At 72.1% G+C, this 16,628-nt stretch carries 16 protein-coding genes and 1 other RNA gene; 12 read left to right on the forward strand and 5 right to left on the reverse strand.

Annotated elements, in window-relative coordinates; all coding sequences use genetic code 11:
* Positions 1 to 26: 26 nt before the first annotated feature.
* The gene (locus ACZ4YL_RS03235) at positions 27 to 1,028 is read right to left on the reverse strand and encodes an isopenicillin N synthase family dioxygenase (RefSeq protein WP_468113508.1); all 1,002 of its coding nucleotides are present in this window, start codon (positions 1,026 to 1,028) and stop codon (positions 27 to 29) included.
* A 316-nt stretch (positions 1,029 to 1,344) separates the two neighbouring features.
* Here ACZ4YL_RS03235 and prfB point away from each other — a divergent pair, with 316 nt between their 5' ends.
* Positions 1,345 to 2,454, forward strand: coding sequence for a peptide chain release factor 2 (gene prfB, locus ACZ4YL_RS03240; RefSeq protein ID WP_468113509.1), 1,110 nt, complete (start codon positions 1,345 to 1,347; stop codon positions 2,452 to 2,454).
* Between the two features lie 118 nt (positions 2,455 to 2,572).
* On the opposite strand, the gene ACZ4YL_RS03245 is transcribed toward prfB, so the two are convergent.
* A complete protein-coding gene (locus tag ACZ4YL_RS03245) occupies positions 2,573 to 2,764 on the reverse strand; it encodes a hypothetical protein (RefSeq protein ID WP_030011325.1) in 192 nt (63 codons plus the stop codon).
* Between the two features lie 235 nt (positions 2,765 to 2,999).
* Between ACZ4YL_RS03245 and ftsE the strand changes: the two genes are divergently transcribed.
* The 5 genes from ftsE (at position 3,000) to ssrA (ending at position 6,913) form a co-directional block, all read left to right on the forward strand.
* On the forward strand, positions 3,000 to 3,689 hold the full coding sequence (gene ftsE, locus ACZ4YL_RS03250; RefSeq protein ID WP_030774285.1) for a cell division ATP-binding protein FtsE: 690 nt from the start codon (positions 3,000 to 3,002) through the stop codon (positions 3,687 to 3,689).
* 17 nt (positions 3,690 to 3,706) lie between these two features.
* Complete coding sequence (gene ftsX, locus ACZ4YL_RS03255) at positions 3,707 to 4,678, forward strand: permease-like cell division protein FtsX (RefSeq protein WP_301370712.1); 972 nt, start codon at positions 3,707 to 3,709, stop codon at positions 4,676 to 4,678.
* Positions 4,679 to 4,745: 67 nt separating this feature from the next.
* Positions 4,746 to 5,936: a S41 family peptidase gene (locus ACZ4YL_RS03260; RefSeq protein WP_468113510.1), complete on the forward strand. Its 1,191-nt coding sequence runs from the start codon at positions 4,746 to 4,748 to the stop codon at positions 5,934 to 5,936.
* 18 nt (positions 5,937 to 5,954) lie between these two features.
* Positions 5,955 to 6,440: an SsrA-binding protein SmpB gene (smpB, locus tag ACZ4YL_RS03265; protein WP_314253024.1), complete on the forward strand. Its 486-nt coding sequence runs from the start codon at positions 5,955 to 5,957 to the stop codon at positions 6,438 to 6,440.
* A gap of 84 nt (positions 6,441 to 6,524) precedes the next feature.
* Positions 6,525 to 6,913: a transfer-messenger RNA gene (gene ssrA / locus ACZ4YL_RS03270) on the forward strand.
* A gap of 64 nt (positions 6,914 to 6,977) precedes the next feature.
* Here the strand turns inward: ssrA and ACZ4YL_RS03275 are convergent.
* The 3 genes from ACZ4YL_RS03275 to ACZ4YL_RS03285 are packed head-to-tail and all read right to left on the reverse strand — an operon-like array spanning position 6,978 to position 8,838.
* Positions 6,978 to 7,280, reverse strand: coding sequence for a type II toxin-antitoxin system RelE family toxin (locus ACZ4YL_RS03275; protein WP_468113511.1), 303 nt, complete (start codon positions 7,278 to 7,280; stop codon positions 6,978 to 6,980).
* Positions 7,277 to 7,558: a type II toxin-antitoxin system Phd/YefM family antitoxin gene (locus ACZ4YL_RS03280; protein ID WP_405531035.1), complete on the reverse strand. Its 282-nt coding sequence runs from the start codon at positions 7,556 to 7,558 to the stop codon at positions 7,277 to 7,279. Before ACZ4YL_RS03280 ends, ACZ4YL_RS03275 begins: the two co-directional genes overlap by 4 nt.
* Positions 7,559 to 7,608: 50 nt before the next feature.
* Positions 7,609 to 8,838 (reverse strand): MFS transporter, encoded by a 1,230-nt coding sequence (locus tag ACZ4YL_RS03285; RefSeq protein ID WP_468114070.1) that lies wholly within the window; start codon positions 8,836 to 8,838, stop codon positions 7,609 to 7,611.
* 94 nt (positions 8,839 to 8,932) lie between these two features.
* On the opposite strand from ACZ4YL_RS03285, the gene ACZ4YL_RS03290 reads away from it, so the two are divergent.
* The 6 genes from ACZ4YL_RS03290 (at position 8,933) to ACZ4YL_RS03315 (ending at position 16,432) form a co-directional block, all read left to right on the forward strand.
* Positions 8,933 to 9,898 carry a LysR family transcriptional regulator gene (locus ACZ4YL_RS03290; protein ID WP_468113512.1) on the forward strand — a complete coding sequence of 322 codons (966 nt, stop codon included), beginning with the start codon at positions 8,933 to 8,935 and terminating at the stop codon, positions 9,896 to 9,898.
* Positions 9,899 to 9,994: 96 nt separating this feature from the next.
* A complete protein-coding gene (locus ACZ4YL_RS03295) occupies positions 9,995 to 11,365 on the forward strand; it encodes a nitrate/nitrite transporter (protein ID WP_468113513.1) in 1,371 nt (456 codons plus the stop codon).
* Positions 11,366 to 11,460: 95 nt separating this feature from the next.
* Positions 11,461 to 12,636 (forward strand): uroporphyrinogen-III synthase, encoded by a 1,176-nt coding sequence (locus tag ACZ4YL_RS03300; protein WP_468113514.1) that lies wholly within the window; start codon positions 11,461 to 11,463, stop codon positions 12,634 to 12,636.
* A gap of 9 nt (positions 12,637 to 12,645) precedes the next feature.
* The gene (locus ACZ4YL_RS03305) at positions 12,646 to 13,212 is read left to right on the forward strand and encodes a GNAT family N-acetyltransferase (RefSeq protein ID WP_468113515.1); all 567 of its coding nucleotides are present in this window, start codon (positions 12,646 to 12,648) and stop codon (positions 13,210 to 13,212) included.
* 237 nt (positions 13,213 to 13,449) lie between these two features.
* Positions 13,450 to 14,010 carry a CGNR zinc finger domain-containing protein gene (locus ACZ4YL_RS03310; RefSeq protein ID WP_468113516.1) on the forward strand — a complete coding sequence of 187 codons (561 nt, stop codon included), beginning with the start codon at positions 13,450 to 13,452 and terminating at the stop codon, positions 14,008 to 14,010.
* 115 nt (positions 14,011 to 14,125) lie between these two features.
* On the forward strand, positions 14,126 to 16,432 hold the full coding sequence (locus ACZ4YL_RS03315; RefSeq protein ID WP_468113517.1) for a HelD family protein: 2,307 nt from the start codon (positions 14,126 to 14,128) through the stop codon (positions 16,430 to 16,432).
* The last annotated feature ends 196 nt before the right edge of the window (positions 16,433 to 16,628 follow it).

Raw genomic sequence — 16,628 nt, forward strand, 5'->3', positions numbered from 1 at the left:
ACCGGGTCCGGGCAGAGCCCCGGGGGTTACACCGAGGCCAGTTCCGGGTGCCAGCGCCGGGCCACCGCGGGGTGGGCGCGGACCCAGCCCTTCAGTTCGTTGCGGCCGTACTCGGCGTGCAGCGGGTTCGACTCGTCGTGCGCGACACCGGGCGCGGAACGCAGGTAGTCGCCCGGGACGGTCTCGATCACCGCGTCCAGGCGCGGGTTGTAGAAGAACGGCACCGAGTACCGCTCCACCGCGCCGGGTGGGCTGACCACCCGGTGGTCCGTCGCCGTCAGGTAGCCCTCGGTCGCGATCTCCAGCAGCTCGCCCAGGTTCACCACGAAGGCACCCGGCATCGGCGGTACGTCCAGGTAGCCGCCGTCGCGCACCACCTGGAGGCCGCCCACCGAGTCCTGCAGCAGGAGCGTCAGGAAGCCGTAGTCCTTGTGCGCGCCGACCCCCTGGTCGGCGCCGGAGGGGGCCGATCCCGGGTAGCGGATCAGCTTGGTGTGCAGGTGCGGGCGGTCCGCGAAGGCCTCGTCGAAGAAGTCCGCCGGGGCGCCGATCGCCACGAGGAGCTCCTGGAGCAGGCGGTGGGCGACCGCCGCGAGCCGGGACTGCCAGTCCAGGACCACCGTACGGAGCTCCGGGAGGGCGGCGGGCCACTGGTTCGGGCCCTCCAGCCACAGGAACGCCGGGTCGTCCGGCCCCACGACCGGCGCCGGGCGCTCCGCGCCGACGTCCAGCTGGTCCCGCCAGTCGGAGGAGCCGCCGGTCAGCTCGTGGCCGATGCGGGTGTAGCCACGGAAGTGCGGGGAGTTCAGATTGCTGACGGCGAGCCGGTCGGCTTCCGGCAGGGCGAAGAAGGCCTTGGTCAGCTCAAGGATGCGGGCGCTCTCGGCGGCGGTGACGCCGTGCCCGGTCAGGTGCAGGAAACCGGTGTCCCTGGCGGCTGCGTGCAGCTTCTTCAGGAAATCGGCCCGCTGGGCCGGGTCGTCGGCCTGGGAAAGGTCCAGGACGGGGAGAGTGTGCGCGGACGGCATGACGGCTCCGTTTCGGATGTCACGGGGTCCTGATCCCCAGAGGTGGTGGGGGCCGCGGGCGGGGGGAGGGTCTCCGACAGGGGTGGTGCCGGGACCACGGGGGCCGCGTACAGGACCAAGTCGGATCGTGGTGGATCAGGCTTGGGTTCGGTCCGGCGGCGGACAGCTCGTCGTCGTGACACGCATGTGGTCGACATGGCGGCGCTTGACGAGGAGAACGGTCATACGGAGAGGGTACGCCCGTACGATCCATCATCAGAACGGGTGATTCGGCCTGCCCGGACGGCGTTGTCCGGGGACCGGCTACGCTGGACCCGTGGCAGTCGTCGATGTTTCCGAAGAGCTGAAGTCCCTCTCCTCGACCATGGGGTCGATCGAGGCCGTCCTGGACCTCGACAAGCTGAGGGCAGATATCGCCGTGCTTGAGGAGCAGGCCGCCGCGCCGTCCCTGTGGGACGACCCGGAGGCCGCCCAGAAGATCACGAGCAAGCTTTCGCACCTCCAGGCGGAGGTCCGGAAGGCCGAAACGCTGCGGGGGCGCATCGACGACCTCGGGGTGCTCTTCGACCTCGCCCAGGAGATGGACGACGCGGACACCCTGGCCGAGGCCGAGGCCGAGCTGGTCTCCGTCCGCAAGGCGCTGGACGAGATGGAGGTCCGGACCCTGCTCTCCGGCGAGTACGCCGAGCGCGAGGCCCTGGTCAACATCCGCGCCGAAGCCGGCGGCGTCGACGCCTCCGACTTCGCCGAGCGCCTCCAGCGCATGTACCTGCGCTGGGCCGAGCGGCACGGCTACTCGACCGAGATCTACGAGACCTCGTACGCGGAAGAGGCCGGCATCAAGTCGACCACCTTCGTCGTCAAGGCCCCGTACGCCTACGGAACGCTCTCCGTCGAGCAGGGCACCCACCGCCTCGTGCGCATCTCGCCCTTCGACAACCAGGGCCGCCGCCAGACCTCCTTCGCGGGCGTCGAGGTGCTCCCGGTCGTGGAGACCAGCGACCACGTCGAGATCGACGAGACCGAGCTGCGCGTCGACGTGTACCGCGCCTCCGGCCCCGGCGGCCAGGGCGTCAACACCACCGACTCGGCGGTCCGCATCACGCACCTGCCGACCGGCATCGTGGTCTCCTGCCAGAACGAGCGCTCGCAGATCCAGAACAAGGCGAGCGCCATGAACGTCCTCCAGGCCAAGCTGCTGGAGCGGCGCCGCCAGGAGGAGAAGGACAAGATGGACGCCCTCAAGGACGGCGGCAGCTCCTGGGGCAACCAGATGCGGTCCTACGTCCTGCACCCGTACCAGATGGTCAAGGACCTGCGGACGGAGTTCGAGGTCGGCAACCCGCAGGCGGTGCTCGACGGCGAGATCGACGGCTTCCTGGAGGCCGGGATCCGCTGGCGCAAGCAGCAGGAGCAGACCGCGTAACCCCCCCCAGCACACGCGCACGCGCGGAAGGGCCCGGACACCTGGTGTCCGGGCCCTTCTCGCGTGTGTGATCGGTACGTGGCACGGGGGGCTGTCGCGGGCACCACGGCCGGGCGGTCTAGGCGGTGTGCTGGGCCACCAGAACCAGAGCTGTCACGAGGACCACCATGAGCACGATGAGCGTCACGGGGTTCAGGCCGGAGAAGGGGCCCTCCTGCTGGAGGCGCTCCCGGTTCGCCCGGCACACCGGGCAGCGGCCCTGGCTGACGGGTGCGGCGCAGTTCGCGCACACGAGCCGGTCATATGTCATGCGCTCCTCCTCTCGTCCCCTCGGTCTTCTGTTGCCTATAACGGCGTGGGGAACCGGAGCGTTCCCCCTACCACTGTGCCAGCTTCGCCGACATTCGGCGCGGCCCGTCCGGGCAATCGCGGTCCCGGGCGCCCGCACCCCGGGATAAATCGGGCAAGTCCGGAGGCCGGGTCCACACCTCGCGCCCGTTCGCGTATGGTCACGCACACCTACTCCCGGCGACCGTGGTGCACCCGTGATCCGATTCGACAGTGTCTCCAAGTCCTACCCGAAGCAGAACCGACCCGCACTCAGGGAAGTCTCCCTCGACATCGCGAAGGGCGAGTTCGTCTTCCTGGTCGGCTCCTCCGGCTCCGGCAAGTCCACCTTCCTGCGGCTCATCCTGCGCGAGGAGCGGGCGAGCCACGGCCAGGTGCACGTCCTGGGCAAGGACCTCGCCAAGCTCTCCAACTGGAAGGTTCCGCAGATGCGGCGCCAGCTGGGGACCGTCTTCCAGGACTTCCGCCTGCTCCCCAACAAGACGGTGGCCGAGAACGTGGCCTTCGCCCAGGAGGTCATCGGCAAGCCGCGCGGCGAGATCCGCAAGGCCGTCCCGCAGGTCCTCGAACTCGTGGGTCTGGGCGGGAAGGAGGAGCGGATGCCCGGCGAGCTCTCCGGCGGTGAGCAGCAGCGCGTGGCCATCGCCCGCGCCTTCGTCAACCGCCCCGCCCTGCTGATCGCGGACGAGCCCACCGGCAACCTCGACCCGCAGACCTCGGTCGGGATCATGAAGCTGCTGGACCGGATCAACCGGACCGGCACCACCGTGATCATGGCCACCCACGACCAGCAGATCGTCGACCAGATGCGCAAGCGCGTCATCGAACTCGAACAGGGCCGACTCGTGCGCGACCAGTCGCGCGGCGTCTACGGCTACCAGCACTGAAAGGTCCCTGAGACGCAATGCGCGCCCAGTTCGTCATGTCGGAGATCGGCGTCGGCCTCCGTCGCAATCTCACCATGACCTTCGCGGTCATCATCTCGGTGGGCCTCTCCCTGGCCCTGTTCGGTGGCTCCATGCTCATGAGCGAGCAGGTGAGCAAGATGAAGGGCTACTGGTACGACAAGGCCAACGTCTCGATCTACCTCTGCAACAAGCAGGACGCCGTCGAGGCGAGCGAGGCCGCCGCCAAGAAGGCCGACGGCTCGGGGGCGGCCTCCACGGGCGTCACCACCTGCGCCAAGGGCGCGGTGACCGACGAGCAGAAGAAGCAGATCGAGTCCGAGCTCAAGCAGATGTCCCTGGTGAAGTCCGTCGCCTACGAGTCGGCGGACGAGGCGTACAAGCACTACCAGGAGCGGTTCGGGAACACGGCGCTCGCCTCCTCCATCACCCCGGACCAGATGCAGGAGTCGTTCCGGGTCAAGCTCAAGGACCCGGAGAAGTACAAGGTCGTCACCTCCGCCTTCGTCGGCCGCGACGGCATCCACACCGTCGACGACCAGCGCCAGGCCATCGACGACCTCTTCCGGATCCTCAACTACCTGAACATCGCGGCGCTCGCCATCATGCTGATCATGCTGATCGTGGCGCTGCTGCTGATCGTCAACACGGTGCGCGTCTCGGCCTTCAGCCGACGGCGTGAGACCGGGATCATGCGGCTGGTGGGTGCCTCCAGCTTCTACATCCAGGTCCCCTTCATCATGGAGGCGGCTGTCGCCGGCCTCATCGGCGCACTCTTCGCCTGCGGCATGCTCGTCTCCGGCCAGTACTTCGTGATCGACCACGGCGTCGGACTGCGGGACAAGATCCAGCTCATCGACTTCATGGGCTGGGGATCGGTGCTGGCCAAGCTCCCGTACGTACTCTTCATCGGCCTCCTGATGCCCTCCATGGCCGCCTTCATCGCCCTGCGCAAGTACCTGAAGGTGTGACAAGCGCCCCGCGCGCGGTCCGGTCAACCACCCGTACCGACGCGGGGCTTGTCCTAGACTCGGCGCCATGCTGGGCTTGCCGAGTATTCCCGCCTTCTGTCTCCGGCCCCGCGACCTGCGTCGCGGGGCCGTTTTGACGATCGCCTTCCTCGCCGCCGTCGGCGCCGGTGCGTACACCGGCTGCTGGGAGCGCGAGGAGGGCGCCACGGCTGCCGCGGCCCTGGCCGGCGCCCCCGCGGCCGAGACCCCGCGCGAGACGGGCACCGCCGACCGGGAGGCCGTCGCCCGCGCCGTCGCCGAGGCCGTCGCCGAGGGGAAGTCCGGGAAGAAGGCGGCCCAGGAGGTCGTCAGCCGCAGCGGCGACCGCTGGGGCACCGTCTACGACCAGGGCGAGTACGCCGCCTTCGCCGAGGGCCTCGACGGCCACTGGACCGGCGTCGGGGTGTGGGCCGGGCGGGCGGCCGACGGCATGATCAAGGTCGACAAGGTCCAGCCCGGCAGCCCCGCCGCCCGGGCCGGACTGCGCGCCGGGGACCGGCTGCTGAGCGTCGACGGGCACGCCGTGACCGGCCTCGCCGTGACCGCCGTGGTCGCCCTGCTGCGCGGCGATGCCGGCACCCCCGTCGTGCTGAACCTGAGCCGGGACGGCGCCGACCTCACCGAGACCGTGCGCCGCGAGCAGCTGCGCACCGAGCCGGTGACCGTACGGCAGCGCCCGGACGGGGTCACGGTCATCAAGGTCGTCTCCTTCACCCGCGGTTCCGGCGATCGGGTCAAGGCCGCCGTCCGCGCGGCCCCGCCCGGCGAGGGGGTCGTGCTCGACCTGCGCGGCAACCCGGGCGGGCTGGTCACCGAGGCGGTCACCGCCGCCTCCGCCTTCCTCGACGGCGGGCTCGTGGCCACGTACGACGTACGGGGCGACCAGCGGGTCCTGTACGCGGCCGAGGGCGGGGACACCACCCGGCCGCTGGTGGCCCTGGTCGACGGCGGCACGATGAGCGCGGCCGAACTGGTGACGGGCGCCCTGCAGGACCGGGGCCGGGCGGTGGCGGTGGGCAGCCGGACCTTCGGCAAGGGCTCGGTTCAGATGCCGACCGAGCTCCCGGACGGCTCGGTGGCCGAGCTGACGGTGGGCACGTACCGCACGCCGGCGGGCCGCAGCCTGGACGGCGCCGGCATCACCCCGGACGTGCCGGCGGGCGAGGCGGTCGAGGAGCGGGCCGTCACGGTATTGGGTGGCCTCGGGGTGGGTCCGTAGTGCGAAAATGACCGCACTATGGCTAAGGAAAAAGGGCGCAAGCTGATCGCCCAGAACAAGAAGGCGCGTCACGACTACGCGATCCTCGACACCTACGAGTGCGGTCTCGTGCTCACGGGCACCGAGGTCAAGTCCATGCGCCAGGGCCGGGCCTCGCTGGTGGACGGCTTCGTGTCGGTGGAGGGCGGGGAAGCCTGGCTCTACAACGTGCACGTGCCGGAGTACAGCCAGGGCACCTGGACCAACCACAGCGCCCGGCGCAAGCGCAAGCTCCTCATGCACCGCGAGGAGATCGACAAGCTGGAGCGCAAGGCGGACGAGTCGGGTCACACGATCGTGCCCCTCTCGCTGTACTTCAAGGACGGCCGGGCGAAGATCGAGATCGCGCTGGCGAAGGGCAAGAAGGAGTACGACAAGCGGCAGACGATGCGGGAGAAGCAGGACACCCGCGAGACGAACCGGGCGATCTCGGCCATCCGTCGCAAGCAGCGCGGCACGGTTTAATCACCTGGCACGCGGTGGTCGACTTCGCGTACCATGGCGTCAGCACCGCCCCCCAGGGGTCGGCGCACCTTGAAAAAACAACATGGGGATGATCGGTTTCGACAGCGGATGTCGATGCAGGGGAAGCGAGCCGAGGAAGCGGCAATGATCTCGCTAACCATATGTCGCAAACAATAATCGCCAACTCCAAGAGCGATAACTCCCGCTTCACCCTCGCTGCCTAATAACAGTGAGCTGAAGCCTCTGTGAGGAGCGTCAGCCCGGAAGTGGTCCCGGTCCGGATCCTGGCGTCAATTAGGGATCTAAACCTCTAGCCCCGGTCACGGGGGTTGGAGGGAAACCAAACAGTGACTGAGCCCGTCGGAGACTTGTCCGTGTGATCTCCGGGGCTGAGAAAAGCGCAGCGGACTGCGCTCGGAGAAGCCCTGCTTCTGCACCGTTGGACGCGGGTTCGATTCCCGCCATCTCCACTCATCCCATGTGGGCAAAGGCCCCGCGGCCTCTCGGCTGCGGGGCCTTTGTCATGCGTGCGTCCGGTCAGACGGTTCGGTAGATCTCCCGGCGGTGGCCGACGGCCACGACCCACACCGTGACGACGAGCGCACCGTCCGGTCCCTCCTCAAGCGTGTACACGGCGCGGTAGTCCCCGATCCGGAGCCGCCAGTGAGCCTGGTGCCCCTGGAGGGCCTTGATATCGAACGCGGTCGTGTCGCCAGCGTCCAGAGCCTGTTGGAGCTCGGCGAGACGGCGCAGAATCCGGATCGCGTCGGGCTGGGGGATCTTGCCGAGGTCACGGCGGGCGGCGGTCCTGAACCGGGTCAGGTGCCGGCGTTCGGTCACGCATCACCGCGCAGGATCTCGGCGGTCATTTCCTCGATGCTGAGCGAGGATCCGTCATCGTCGGCGCGGGCGGCGTCGACCAGCTTCGACAGCCATGCGTCCTCGGCTGCCTCCTCGATCGCCTTGAGGCGTCGGTATTCGTCGATGTCGAGGACGATGCCTTCCGCCTTCCCGCGTCTGGTGACGATGGTGGGGGTGTCCTCGCGGCGGGCGCGGTCAAGGACGTCGGCCAGGTGGGCACGGACCTCGGCCATTGATTCGATCACTGGCTCGCTCATGTAATGAATGTACTGCATGTACATGAGCGTCGCCTCTCCCAGCTCCCGCATCACTGGGCTCGGGGAACCGCCGATGCCAGGAGCAGGGCGGCCGCGGCCGCCACGGCCGGGAGGGCGTAGGCCGTCGACGGGCCCAGGTGGTCGACCAGGGAGCCGGCCGCGGCCGCGCCCAGGGCGATGCCCGCGAAGATGGCGGTGACCGCGAGGGTCATGCCCTCGTTGAGGCGGCCCTCCGGGGTGAGCGCGTGGACCCGGGACATCGCCGTCACCATCGTCGGAGCCGTGGCCATGCCCGCCAGCAGCAGCGCGCAGGCCAGCGGGAAGAGCGCGCCCGTGCTCGCCGCGAGCCACGGCAGGGTCATCGCGGCGGCCATGGCGAGCAGGCAGGTGCGCAGGCCGCGCGGGCGCATCGTGCCGTAGAGCAGGCCGGCCGCGCAGGAGCCCGCCGCCTGGAGGGCCAGCACCGGGCCGGAGGCGGCGCCCAGGCCCAGGGCGTCGAGGTGGGCGATCGAGGCGATCTCCATCGAGCCGAAGACCACACCCGTGGCGAGGAACAGCGGCAGCAGCGGGCCGAGGGCGCGCAGCGGCGAGCCGCGGCGCGGACCCGCCGTCACCGGGGGCTGGGTGGCGCGGCAGGAGGTGAAGACCAGCATGCCGGTCAGCAGCAGGGCGGCCGCGGTGAGGGTGCCGGCCTCGGGCAGGACGACCGAGCAGAGGAAGGCCGCGAGGACCGGGCCGAGCATGTAGCAGAGTTCGTCGGCGGCCTGTTCGAAGGACATCGCGGTGTGGTGCTCGCCCGGGGAGTCCCGCAGCAGGTGCGTCCAGCGGGCGCGGGACATGCCGCCGATGTTGGGCGTGGTGGCGGTCGCGGCGTACGAGGCGAAGAGGGTCCAGGCGGGAGCCCCGGTCCGGACGCACACGACCAGGGACAGGGAGCCGAGGACCGCGACGAGGGTGGCCGGGACGGCGATCCGGGCCTGGCCGTGCCGGTCGATCAGCCGGGCGGTGAACGGCGCGACCAGCGCGGTGGCGGCCAGGCCGGTCGCCGTGACCGCGCCGGCGAGGGCGTACGAGCCGCGCTGGCCGGCGATCATCATGACCGCGCTGATCCCGAACATGCCCATCGGGAGGCGGGCGAGGAGGTTCCCGGCGGTGAAGCCGCGGGCGCCGGGCAGCGCGAACAGGCGCCGGTAGGGGCCCTGCGGGCGCGAGGGAGTGCGGGCTGGGGCGGACGGGGCGGGCGGGGCGGCGAGGACGAGGGTGTTGCCGGTGACGGCCATGAGGGGCATGACCACCACCCTCGGCCGGGACCGGGTGAACCGTCCAACACCTGTCCGGAGGTCATTCACGCCGATCTGTTGTTAGTCTCCGGGGATGATGCCCCGTGATGTGGATCCCCGGCTGCTGCGCGGGTTCGTCGCCGTGGCCGAGGAGCTGCACTTCACCCGCGCCGCCGCCCGGCTGTACGTCGCCCAGCAGGCGCTGAGCCGGGACGTACGGCGGCTCGAAGAGGCCCTCGGCACCGCGCTGTTCGTCCGTACGACCCGCGCCGTCGAGCCGACCCCCGACGGGGAGCGGCTGCTGCCGCTGGCCCGGCGGGTGCTCGCCGCGCACGAGGCGGTCGCCGCCGCCTTCGCGGCGCCCCGCCCGCTGCTCGTCGACCTGAACACCGACGGGCCGAGCACCGCGCGCACCGTGCTGGATCGGGCCCGGGAGCTGGCCCCGGACTGCGAGCTGATGGCCCGCTGGGAGAGCGGCCTGACCCATGCCGCCGCCGAGATCGCCGCCGGCCGTCTCGACGTCTCCTTCGGGTACGCCGACGGACTGGACCCGGTGTGGCGCTCGCGTCTCGCGCACCGGCCCGTGCGCTACGAGCCGCTCGCCGTACTGCTGCCCGAGGGGCACCCGCTGGCCGGGCGGGCGGCCGTACCGCTGGACGCCCTGGCCGGGGAGACCGTGTACGCGGGCGCCGGTAACCCGCGCACGCTGGAGTGGACGGGGCTCGCGCGCGAGCTGTTCGCCGGGCGGGGGATCCTGATGGCGCCGCCCGCCCCGGTGGCCATCGGCAAGGACGAGTTCAGCCGGGTCATGGCCAAGACCGGCAATCCGGTGCTGGTGACCGTCGACTTCGTCGACATGCCCGGGTCCGTGAAGCGGCCGCTGGTCGACCCCGTACCGCTGTCCCCGCTGTCCATGGTGTGGCGGAAGGGTTTCGGCCACCCCGGACTCGAAGCGCTGCACCGGGCCGTGGCCGGGCTCGGCGGCGAACGCGGCTGGCTGGAAGTGCCCCCGGCGAGCTGGCGCCCGGCCGCGCTCACAGGTGCCACCGGCGGCGGGTGAGAGCAAGGTTTCCCGGCGGTCATCAGGCGGTGACCGGGGCCGAAACGCGCCGTTCCTACGGTCGTTCCACGGACGCGAGAGCTGTGGAGGCGTGTGATGACCGGTACGACCGCACCGCGCAAGGGGGGCCGCTGGATCGAGCAGTGGGATCCCGAGGACGAGACCTTCTGGAAGGAGACCGGGGAGCGGACCGCCCGCCGCAACCTCGTCTACTCCGTGTTCTCCGAGCACATCGGGTTCTCCATCTGGTCGCTCTGGTCCGTGATGGTCCTCTTCATGGGACCGGCGTACGGGATCGACCCGGCCGGGAAGTTCTTCCTGATCGCCACCGCGACCTGCGTGGGCGCGCTCGTACGGGTGCCGTACACCTTCGCCGTGGCCCGCTTCGGCGGCCGGAACTGGACCGTCGTCAGCGCGCTGCTGCTGCTCGCGCCGACGGTCGCCGCGATCGTGGTGATGGAGCCCGGGACCTCCTACGGGACCTTCCTGGTCGTCGCGGCCCTCACCGGCGTCGGCGGCGGCAACTTCGCCTCCTCCATGACCAACATCAACGCCTTCTTCCCGCTGCGCAAGAAGGGCTGGGCGCTCGGCCTGAACGCCGGCGGCGGCAACATCGGCGTGCCCGTGGTGCAGCTCGCCGGGCTGCTGGTCATCGCCACCGCCGGGGCCGCGCACCCGCGGTACCTGCTGGCCGCCTACGTCCCGCTGATCGTGATCGCGGCGGTCCTGGCGGCCGTACGGATGGACAACCTGGCGCCCGTGCGCAACGACACCGGCGCGGTCCGCGAGGCGCTGAAGGACGCGCACACCTGGATCATGGCGTTCCTCTACATCGGCACGTTCGGGTCCTTCATCGGCTACAGCTTCGCCTTCGGCCTGGTGCTGCAGACCCAGTTCGGCCGAACCCCGCTCCAGGCCGCCTCGCTGACCTTCATGGGACCGCTGCTCGGATCGCTGATCCGGCCGGTGGGCGGGGCGCTCGCGGACCGGTTCGGCGGGGCGCGGATCACCCTGGGGACGTTCGTGGCGATGGCGGCGGCCACCGCAGTGGTGGTGTTCGCCTCGCAGCGGTCCTCGCTGCCGGTCTTCCTCGTCGGCTTCGTGGCCCTGTTCGTCCTGAGCGGGCTCGGCAACGGATCGACGTACAAGATGATCCCGGGCATCTTCCAGGCGAAGGCACTGGCGCGCGGCATGAGCGGCGAGAGCGCGGCCGCGTACGGGCGGCGGCTCTCCGGCGCCTCGATGGGCCTCATCGGGGCGGTCGGCGCGCTCGGCGGACTGGGCATCAACCTGGTCTTCCGGGAGGCGTTCCGCACCTCCGGCTCCGGGACGGCGGCCTTCGTCACCTTCCTCGGCTTCTACGCCCTGTGCTGCGCGGTCACCTGGGCGGTATACCTTCGCCGCCCGGTGGCCCCGGTGATCCACACGGTCGGGGTCGAGACGAAACCGCAGCTCACGTCGGTGTAACCGGGGCGAAATACGGGTGAACCGAGTCCGACACGACGTGTGGGCAGACTCGGTCCACCCGTACCGCCCCCACATGCGTCACTAGGCAGGTCACGATGGACGATACGAACACCGGCCCGCTCGCGGGCTTCACCGTCGGGGTCACGGCGGCCCGGCGCGCGGACGAGCTCATCGCGCTGCTGCGCCGTCGCGGGGCGGCGGTGCTGCACGCGCCGGCGCTGCGGATCGTGCCGCTCGCCGACGACAGCGAGCTGCTGGCCGCGACGAAGGAACTGATCGGCTGCGCGCCGGACGTGGTCGTGGCCACCACCGCCATCGGCTTCCGGGGGTGGATCGAGGCGGCCGACGGGTGGGGCGTCGGCGAGGAACTGCTGGAGCGGCTGCGGGCCGCCGAACTGCTGGCGCGCGGGCCGAAGGTGAAGGGCGCCATCCGGGCTGCCGGGCTCGTGGAGACCTGGTCCCCGGACTCGGAATCGCTCGCCGAGGTACTGCAACGGCTGCTGGCGGACGGGGTGGACGGCCGGCGGATCGCGCTCCAGCTGCACGGGGAGCCGCTGCCCGGCTTCGTCGAGGCGCTTCGGGCCGGCGGGGCCGAGGTGGTGGTGGTCCCGGTGTACCGGTGGATGGCGCCGGAGGACCTCGCGCCGCTGGACCGGCTGCTGGACGCGATGATCGGCGGCGGGGTGGACGCCGTCAGCTTCACCTCGGCGCCGGCGGCGGCCTCGCTGCTGTCCCGGGCCGAGGAGCGGGGGCTGCGGGAGGCCGTGCTGGACGCGCTGCGCGGCAGGCTGCTGTCCGCGTGCGTCGGGCCGGTGACCGCACTGCCGCTGCAGGCGCACGGGGTGGACACGGTGCAGCCGGAGCGGTTCCGGCTGGGCCCGCTGGTGCAGTTGCTCTGCAAGGAGCTGCCCGGCCGGGCCCGCGTGCTGCCGGTGGCCGGGCACCGGCTGGAGATCCGGGGGCACGCGGTCCTGGTGGACGCGCACCTGCGGCCCGTACCGCCCGCCGGGATGGCCCTGCTGCGGGCGCTGGCCCGGCGGCCGGGCTGGGTGGTGCCCCGCGCGGAACTGCTGCGGGCGCTGCCGGGCGCGGGGCGGGACGAGCACGCGGTGGAGACGGCGATGGCCCGCCTCCGGGTGGCCCTCGGAGCCCCGAACCTGATCCAGACGGTGGTCAAGCGGGGGTACCGGCTGTCACTGGACGCGGGCGGGGAGGCCAAGTACGGGGAACTCCCGGCCGACGCGGTGACGGCCAGGGGGGTCCTCGGCTAGCGTGCCGGGATGATCATTGACGGGGTGGAGATGAGGGGCGCCGTGCTCGGCGACGCCGCCGGGCTGGCCGAGGCGTTCGCGCGGAACCGGGCCTTCATGGCGCGCTACGAGCCGGTCCGGCCGGACGCCTTCTACACGGAGGACGGCCAGCGGGAGCGGCTGGAGGGCGTGCTCGCGGAGCGGGACGCGGGGCGGATCGTCCCGTACGTGTTCGTCGAGACGGCCACGGGCACGCCCGTCGGCGCGATCAACCTCGGCTCGATCGCGTACGGGCCGCTGTGCAGCGGCGGTGTCGGGTACTGGGTCGACCGGGCCTGGCACGGCAAGGGGCTGGCCACCGCGGCCGTGGAGGAGGTCTGCCGGGTCGCGCGCGACGAGCTGGGCCTGCACCGGGTGGAGGCGGGCACGCTGGTCGACAACCTGGCCTCGCAGCGGGTGCTGACGAAGGTGGGCTTCGAGCGGTTCGGCCTCGCGCCGCGCTACCTGCACATCGACGGCGCCTGGCGCGACCACCACCTCTTCCAACGCCTCCTCCACGACAACCCTCCGGGCGATTCCAGCCCCTCCGGCGTTTGAGCAGGGGGCACCTCCCAGCGGTAGCTGGGGGAAGGTCCGGGCGGAGCCCGGTGCCCGGCGGAGCCGGGTTCCCTGGGGCTCCGCCCCAGACCCCGCGCCTCAAACGCCGGCGAGGCTGGATGTGCGCAGGTGATGCTCCGCGCAAGCGGGAGGACGGACCCACCGGTTCGGGGGCTTCCGCTGTGACCCGCGGGGCGGCAATCTGGTACGGCACCCCCACGACGGGAGGCTGACGGCATGCGGTTCGATTCCGGGCGGGTCTGTCTGGACCTGGTGGCCACCTTCGCCCCCCACGAGGGGATCCCGGACGGTGACGAGCTGCGGCTGTGGCTCGCCGGCGCCGGCCTGGTACCCGACCGGACGCGGCTCGCCCGGGTGGGGCCCGACTGGGCCGCGGCCTTCCGGTCCCTGCGCTCCGACGTGGAAACCCTCGTACGGGCGGAGCTGCTCGGCACCGACACGGACGAGCACGCCCTCGCCCGGGTCAACGCACTGGCCGCCGGACCACCCCCGGGGCTCTGTGCCGTCCGGGACCAGGAGGGCCACCTCGTACGGGAGTTGTGCGGCGGCGTGGAATGCGGTGCGCTGCTCGCGGCCGTCGCCCGGGACGCCGTCGAGCTGCTGACCGACCCCGGCGACCGGGCGCTGCTGCGGGCCTGCGCGGGCGACGGCTGCACCCGCGTCTACCTGGACACCTCCCGGGGCCACCGCCGCCGCTGGTGCTCCAGCGAGCGCTGCGGGAACCGGGAGCGCGTGGCCCGGCACCGCCGCCGGGTCCTGGCGGCCGGGGCAGGGTGAGGCTCCCGGTGAGGGGCGTACCACCCTGCGAGACCGGTTCCGGAACGGGCGTGCGGACAGGGGGCCGATTCGCGTACCTTTGACGGTCGCCCATGCACGTCAGAAGGGGGCCTTGGTGGCCGCGCAGAATGCCGCTGTCGACAGCACGGCGGATTCCGTCCGCGATCGGGAGATCGCGGTCGAGCAGACGCATCTCGACCAGGTGTACCGACGCCTTGAGGAGAAGATCCACGAGGCCGAGTTCCTCATGAACGACGCCGCCAAGCGCGGCCAGGTGGGTACGCCCGGCGCGCTCGCCGAGCGCGACGCGCAGGTCTTCCGGGCGGGCATCCACCTGAACCGGCTGAACAACGAGTTCGAGGACTTCCTCTTCGGCCGCGTCGACCTGGTGCTCGGCAAGGACGGGGAGCGCGGCGCCGACGGCGCGTACACCTCCGTCGAGCCCGCCGACGACGCGATCCGCGGGGACCTCACCGCCGACATCGCCGAGACGCTGCACATCGGCCGCATCGGGGTCCTGGACTCCGACTACGCGCCGCTCGTCATCGACTGGCGCGCGCCGGCCGCCGCGCCGTTCTACCGCTCCACGCCCAAGGAGCCCGGCCGGGTCGTGCGCCGCCGCGTCATCCGCTCCAAGGGCCGCAAGGTGCTGGGCGTCGAGGACGACCTGATGCGCCCCGAGGTCACCGCCTTCCTCGACGGCCGGGAGCTCCCCGCCATCGGCGACGGCGCCCTGATGGCCGCCCTCGGGCGGGCCCGTACGCACTCGATGCGCGACATCGTCTCCTCCATCCAGGCCGAGCAGGACCTGGTCATCCGGGCCCCCGCCGCCTCCGTCGCCGAGGTCGCGGGCGGCCCCGGCACCGGCAAGACCGCCGTCGCCCTGCACCGCGCCGCCTACCTGCTCTACCAGGACCGGCGCCGCTACTCCGGCGGCATCCTGATCGTCTCGCCGACCCCGCTGCTCGTCGCGTACACCGAGGGCGTGCTGCCCTCGCTCGGCGAGGAGGGCCAGGTGGCCATCCGGGCCCTCGGCTCGCTCGTCGACGGCGCGGAGGCCACCACCTACGACTCCCCGGCCGTGGCCCGCGTCAAGGGCTCCTCCCGGATGCTCAAGGTGCTCCGCAAGGCCGTACGCGGCGCACTGGAGCTCGGCGGTGCCCCCGACCGGCTGCGCGTGGTGGCCTTCGGCCGCCGCCAGGAGCTGGAGGCCGACGAGCTGAACCGGATCCGGCAGAACGTGCTCAGCGGCACCGCCCCGGTCAACCTGCTGCGCCCGCGCGCCCGCAAGCTGCTGCTCGACGCCCTCTACGCGAAGTCCGGCGGCGCCGGCCGGCACAGCGACCCCGAGCTGGCCGCCGAACTGCGCTCCGCCTTCGACGAGGACATCTCCACCGAGGACGCCTTCATCGGCTTCCTCGACGCCTGGTGGCCCGAGCTGACCCCGCGGGCGGTGCTCGCCGCGCTCGCCGACGAGCGCCACCTCGGCCGCTGGTCGCGCCGCGACCTCAACCCGCGCGAGAGCCGCCAGCTGGCCCGCTCGCTGCGGCGGGTGGGCCCGGACGGCAAGGGCCCCCTGTCGGTGCACGACGTGGCGCTGCTGGACGAGCTCCAGCTGCTGCTGGGCGCACCCGCGCGGCCCAGGCGCAGGCGGGAGATGGACCCGCTCGACCAGCTCAGCGGGCTGGAAGAGCTGATGCCGACCCGCGAGGAGACCCAGTGGGAGCGGGCCGAGCGGCTCGCGGCGGAGCGCACCGAGTACGCGCACGTCATCGTGGACGAGGCCCAGGACCTGACGCCGATGCAGTGGCGGATGGTGGGCCGCCGCGGCCGGCACGGCACCTGGACGGTGGTCGGCGACCCGGCGCAGTCCTCCTGGACGGACCCGGAGGAGGCGGCCGCGGCCCGCGACGAGGCCCTGGGCTCCCGCCCGCGCCGGCGGTTCACCCTGACGGTCAACTACCGCAACCCGGCCGAGGTCGCCGAGGTCGCCTCCCGGGTGCTGCGCCTGGCGATGCCCGGCATGGAGCCGCCGTCGGCGGTGCGCTCCACGGGCCTGGAGCCGCGCTTCACGGCTGCCGGCGGCGATCTGGGTGCCGCGGTCCGGGAGGAGACCCGGCGGCTGCTGGAGCAGGTGGACGGCACGATCGGCGTGGTCGTGGCGATGGACCGGCGCGCGGAGGCCGCGGGCTGGCTCGCGGACCTCGGCGAGCGGGCGGTGGCGCTGGGCAGCCTGGAGGCCAAGGGCCTGGAGTACGACGCCACGGTGGTCGTCTCCCCGGCGGAGATCGCGGACGAGTCCCCGGCGGGCCTGCGGGTGCTGTACGTGGCGCTGACGCGCGCGACGCAGCAGCTGACGGTGGTCTCGGCCGACCGGGACAAGCCGGATGCGGACGGGGTGCCGGAGCTGCTGCTGCCCTAGGCCCTGTCCCTCGGTCGGCCCGGCGGTGGCGGTTCATCGCCGGGGTCCCGGCCCGCTCAGGGCCCAGGGGGTGGGTTGGGGGGGGGGGGGGGGGGGGGGGGGGGGAAGAAAAAAAAAAAAACCCCCCCCCCACAGGGGGGGGGGGGGGGGGGGGGGGGGGGGGGGGGGGGGGGGAGAGGGGGGGGGGGGGGGTTGT

This window comes from Streptomyces sp. NPDC030021 (assembly GCF_055574035.1).